This window comes from Arthrobacter sp. Hiyo1 (assembly GCF_001263615.2).
Classification (GTDB): domain Bacteria; phylum Actinomycetota; class Actinomycetes; order Actinomycetales; family Micrococcaceae; genus Arthrobacter.
Genome location: NZ_DF952468.1, coordinates 622,570 through 628,155, shown reverse-complemented (window position 1 = coordinate 628,155; position 5,586 = coordinate 622,570). Strand labels below are relative to the sequence as shown.

Sequence of the window (5,586 nt, the reverse complement as noted above, 5' to 3'; positions counted from 1 at the left end):
GGACCACCGCTCCACACACCACGCCTCCCGCCGACGACACGGCCCGGGCGGCTTCGGCGAGGGTCGCACCCGTAGTGAGGACGTCGTCGACGATGACGCATGCCCTGCCCTCCAATGACCTTTTGCGGGACAGGCGAACGGTCATGGAACCACGGACACGGCGCGCACGCTCTCCGCGGCCCAAGCCCTTTTGCCCGCTTCCCGGTCCGGGCGCCTTCTTCAAGGCATCCGTCATGTGCAGACCCGGCAAAGCGCCACGTTGTCCCAAGCGGCCAAGCAAGAGATGGACCGGACTGAATCCGCGGCGCCGGAAAGCCGCGTTACTGCTGGGAACAGGTATAAGGCAGACGCCTGCCGCGTCTCCAACGGCAGACCGGATGGCCTTGCCCAGTGCAGGCGCGAGCACGGAGGCGAGCCGTCCCTGGCCCAGATGCTTGAAAGAAAGCAGGGCTTGGGCCAGTTCGTCCCGGTAGTGTCCGCCCGCGACGACGGGCAGGATCACGGCCCCTTCCGCCGTGAGCAAAGCCGGTGCCTGTCCTTCGGCGCGAAACGGACGGGCGCATAGCAGCCGCAGGCGCCGTGCACAGGTGCCGCAGAGGGCCGAATCTTCGAAACCGCAGCACACACATTCGACAGGGGCCAGAACAGCCAGCAGCTCGACGAAGGCCTCACCGACGCCCTGCGCGAGCCTCGCCAATCGTGCAGGATGGACTCCCCGATGGCGTGCGTCGTCACTCGGGACCACAGTGCGGTCAGGGTCACGCACCCGGCAACGGCCCACAGTACCCATGCCCCAAGCATCCGGCTCCTCGACGGCCGACAACACTCCCCAACCGCGCTATGTGGAGAACAAGTGGCGACGTTGTCGGAACGTGGGCCCACGCCGCCCGGGTTCCCTGGCCGAGCGAAGCGAGGTTAGGGAGGCGGTGGGTGGGCCCACGCCGGCGAGGGCCCCGGCCTGAGCTTGCGAAGGCTGGGAGCCGGTGGGGACTAGCCCGGGAAGGAGGGGTCTACCGGACCCTTGAGTTGCAATTCCCACCCATTGCCGACCCGTTGGAAGACGCCTGCGCCCGACTGTCCAAAAATCTGCTCGGGTCCGTTGCCCGCGCTGATAGTCGTCAGGTTCGGCCATGCCGGCAACAGCTGCGGCTGGCTCGATGTCAAGGACAACAGCTCGGGAACCACGTTCTCCGTTGACGAAGCTTTCATCACCGCGACCGTCGTGGAATTGACCCAGACCCCTTGATCAACAGGGGCGGAAGAGAACAAGGTTATGGGTGCAGTCAGGTCTTTGGGGGTGCCGTCAGGATTGCGGACAATTCCGGTCACCTGCACCGATGATTTCCCGTTCATCTCGGAGATCACCAGTGCGCGCGTCCCTTCGCGGGATATCCGGAAGTCCCTCACAACGCGCCCTGCCAACCAGGCCGGCGCCATCGTCACCGTGGGGACGGGCTGTCCAAGAGGAACGTTGGACGGTTTGAACGCCACCACCTCGGTGGCCCCGTTGGCTCCTGGACCTGCCGTCCAGACCCAGTCCTGCGGGCTGAAGGACGGATGGCTCAGGGTTGTCCTGGTTGTCAGTTGACGGGCGGGTAGGCCGGGAATCATCGAATACAGGCTGGTTCCGGCACTGTTGAGGAAGGCCACGGCCTGGGACGTCGGGGACTCGGCGGGAGCGCTAGGGTTCAGTCCGGCCACCGGCTGCATGTCCGGGAGGGCCGAGACCCTGTTGTTCTCGTAGCGGACGAGTTCGTTGTTACTGACGGCGATTTGGCGCGCGGGAGCATTCTTCTCAAGCACGGGCGGCAGGACCGAGCCGTTGTCCTCCACGCGGACCAGATCCTGGTCGGCACGCAACTGAACATTGACCACGTCCGGCTGGCTACGGAAAGTCAGGGTCAGCTGGTTTTGCATCCGCTGCCGGTCCTCGGCAGACGCATCCACGAGTTCCTTGGCGGAAAGGTCCACCTGGGCGGCTCCCGACACCACCGGGACCGACTCCCGGGCCAGCTTCATGCCGGAGGGAAAGGCACTGACAACCGCACCCTGGAGGTAGGGCGCAGGACCGTCGAGCAAGGCGCTGGTCATTGCCTTGACGGTGTTCTTCTTGATGAACCACCGGACGTCCGGAACCGCATAGGTGAAGGTCGGGTCGTAGAAATAGATGGGCTGGGCCGCGTAGATGACTTTGAACGTCTCTTCCGGTATCGCGGTGCCGTCGGGGACCGCCGAGATCCGCCATTCGCCGTCGACCTGTTCCAGGGTCACCGGAATTGTCTCAGTGGTTCCTTCGGGGAACTGCGTCGCAACGCCGTCGGCGTCGACCGCGTAGGCGAGGTCCAGCTGGTACTTGAATTCGTTTTCCACACCGGTCTTGACGACGGTCGCCTTCCGGAAAACGAGCGTGCGCTTGTCGGACTTCCAGCTGACGGACAGCGCCTGCGTGAGGTACTGCCTGGCCACGGCGTAGTCGCCTTCGTAACCGCTGCCTGCACCATAGAAGTCTTCGATGATGGACTCCGGAGTGGCACCGGGGTGGGGCGGCGGCGGGAAGAAAACAGGAGCGTTCGGGTTGCCCGCGCTTTCGTCCTTGCTCTTTCCCACCGGACCAGACCGTGGGATCTGGGCGCAGGAACTAAGGACCACCATGAGGACAGCAAGAACGGCGATCACGGCCCTTAACACGTACGGGCGTCGGGAGAGGTACGGGCGTCGGGAACTCAAGGTGCCGTTCCCCCTTCGGCTTGGTCGTCGTCGTCGTGTCCTGCCGGAGGCAGTACGGCGGGCAGTACGGGAGGCAGTAGTGGCGGCGCCGGCGTGTCTTCCAGCCCCGGGTCCGCGGCGGAACCGCGCTCGAGAGGCGGATCGCCGGCATCCAATACGAGCATCTGGCGCTCAGGAGCGGCGCCCGGCAAATGGATGTCTGCCGGTTCAAGCTGCAACGGTGATTTCACGATGGTGCCACCCCTCTTGAGAGGCAGCGTCAGCCGGAAGTTGGAACCGGATCCCTTGCGCCCCCAAGCTTGCAACCAACCGTTGTGGAGCTTGGTGTCCTCTGCGGCGATGGAGAGTCCCAGTCCGCTGCCACCCGTGGTCCGCGCACGCGCGGGATCGGCGCGCCAGAAACGATCAAAGACCCGCGCGGCTTCTGCCGGGGTCATCCCTATGCCGAAGTCACGCACAGAGATGGCGACTGCCTCTTGGTTGGCGGCAACGGAAACGTGGACCGGTTTCCCCTCGCCGTGTTCGACGGCGTTGAGCAGCAGGTTCCGCAGGATGCGATCGATCCTGCGGGCGTCCATCTCCACGATGATCCGCTTGTGGCGCGAGGTAAGGCGAACTTCGGAGCCATATTCGGCGGCAACGGGAGAGGCACCGTCGATGACATGGGAAACGACTTGGAAGATGTCCGTCGGCTCGGAGTCCAACACGGCGGCCCCTGCGTCGAAGCGGGAAATCTCCAGCAGATCCGAAAGCAGCGACTGGAAGCGCTCCACCTGGTTGTAAAGCAGCTCGGCGGAACGCTTGTTGATGGGGTCGAAGTCATCGCGGGCATCGAACAACACTTCGGCTGCCATCCGAACGGTCGTGAGCGGTGTCCGCAGTTCATGGGACACATCGGAAACGAACCGCTGCTGCATCTGGGACAACGTGGCCAGCTGCGTAATCTGCTCCTGCAGGCTCGCGGCCATGTGGTTGAAGGAGGCGCCCAGCCTGGCCACCTCGTCTTCGCCCTTGACCACCATCCGCTCCTGCAACTGGCCTGCGGCCAGCTTCTCGGAGACGACCGCGGCATGGCTCACCGGACTCACGACGTTCCTGGTCACGTACCAGGCAATACCGCCGATCATGAGGATGAGTGCGGCTCCGCCCGCCCACAGCACGTTCTGGATTTCGTCCAGGGTTTGTTGGGCGGTATCCAGGTCGTAGAGGAGATAGAGCTCGTAGACCGTGCCATTGAAGGTGACTTTGTTCCCGACCGCGATCCCGGGGTGGTCCTGGTTGCCGACGGGGAACTCGGTGGAAGCCCAGTACTGGTCCTTGCCCGATTCCTGCACAGACTTGCGAAGGGCCGGAGGAATGACGCGGACCGTCAACTGATCCGAGGCCCGCGATTCCACCCAGCGGTTGCGCGGTTTGGTTTGTTCGGGCATCGCTTCGAAGACGTATCGCCGCTGGATGACCGAGCCGTTGCCCTCCACCGCTTTGAGCGTGTCATAGACAAGTGTGATGACGCTTGATTGGTCGTTGGCCTGTGACCCGTCAAAGGTGTCCTGGACTTGCTTGACGTAGTAGCGGCTTTCGGACTCGGCTTGCTTCAAACGCTCCTGGAAAAGGTTGTTCGCTATTTGGTTCGAGAGATATGCGCCGACCACCGCAAACGACACCATCGACAGCACGATTGTCACCGCGACGGTCCTGAATTCGAGGGAGCGGCGCCAACGGCGCAGCAAGGCGCGCCACAAGTACCGGATCCCTGGCCGGATGTGGCGAAGTCCGGTCACCACGAGGCGGGAGACACGCAGTGCCAGGATCAGGGCGCGGCGCGTCCAAATGCGGGTGCGCTCCAGGATCCACGGGAGATTCAATGCCCGGGCGTCCGTGTGTTCCGGGACAGGATGTCCTGAAACGGGGTGTTTGACCTTGGCCTCCGGGGCCTCCTGGTCGGTGCCGGGCTCGCCGGTGGAAGACTCAGGCGCCTGCTTTATATCCGACACCACGAACCGTCAATACAACTTCGGGAGCTTCCGGGTCACGCTCGATCTTGGACCGCAGGCGCTGGACATGGACGTTGACCAGCCGGGTGTCGGCAGCGTGGCGGTAGCCCCACACCTGCTCAAGGAGCAGTTCGCGGGTGAAGACCTGCCAGGGCTTGCGCGCCAGCGCGACCAACAGATCGAATTCCAGGGGTGTCAGCGAAATCCGCTCGCCGCCGCGTGTCACCAAGTGGCCCGCGACGTCGATGGTGACGTCGGCAATCCGCAGGGTCTCGGGCGCTTTCTGGTCGCCCGGACGCAACCGGGCGCGGACCCGGGCCACGAGCTCGGCTGGCTTGAAAGGCTTGGGCACGTAGTCGTCAGCACCGGATTCAAGGCCGCGGACGACGTCGGAGGTGTCCGATTTGGCGGTGAGCATGACGATGGGAACGTCCGACTCCCCGCGGATCTGGCGGCACACTTCGATGCCGTCCGATCCGGGCAGCATCAGGTCAAGCAGTACCAGATCCGGTTTGGAGGAACGAAACACCTCCAGCGCTTGTCCGCCGTCCGCGCAAAAAACCGGGTCGAAGCCGTCGTTCCGCAGCACGATGCCGATCATTTCGGCCAGCGCTTCGTCGTCGTCTACTACCAGGATGCGTGCCTTCATAGTTATATATTCCCTTATGACCAAGCCTTTGTCCCGTTGAGCCCGATCACGGCATGGCGCGCTGCAGCCCGCAAGCAAATGGGCTATGAGGCGCGACGGCGGAACTATAGGCTGGTGCGAACGGCCCCTTTCGGGGTCCGTGCATTGCCGCGGACGCATCTTTTGGGGAGGAAAACGTGTCACAACCCGATCCGGGTTACCCGGCCTGAACAGGGA

The 5,586-nt window shown here is 63.9% G+C and carries 4 protein-coding genes; all 4 read right to left on the bottom strand.

All coding sequences use genetic code 11. The features are described from left to right. A partial coding sequence (locus tag AHiyo1_RS02800) for a ComF family protein (RefSeq protein ID WP_275937035.1) occupies nucleotides 1-523 on the bottom strand: 523 nt, incomplete at its 3' end. Between the two features lie 467 nt (nucleotides 524-990). Beyond that, complete coding sequence (locus tag AHiyo1_RS02795; protein WP_059387542.1) at nucleotides 991-2,652, bottom strand: LpqB family beta-propeller domain-containing protein; 1,662 nt, start codon at nucleotides 2,650-2,652, stop codon at nucleotides 991-993. A gap of 71 nt (nucleotides 2,653-2,723) precedes the next feature. Next, the gene (gene mtrB / locus AHiyo1_RS02790) at nucleotides 2,724-4,724 is read right to left on the bottom strand and encodes an MtrAB system histidine kinase MtrB (RefSeq protein WP_084784323.1); all 2,001 of its coding nucleotides are present in this window, start codon (nucleotides 4,722-4,724) and stop codon (nucleotides 2,724-2,726) included. Next, the gene (gene mtrA, locus AHiyo1_RS02785) at nucleotides 4,696-5,370 is read right to left on the bottom strand and encodes an MtrAB system response regulator MtrA (RefSeq protein ID WP_059387541.1); all 675 of its coding nucleotides are present in this window, start codon (nucleotides 5,368-5,370) and stop codon (nucleotides 4,696-4,698) included. The genes mtrB and mtrA overlap by 29 nt, the downstream gene beginning before the upstream one ends. Nucleotides 5,371-5,586: the final 216 nt, after the last annotated feature.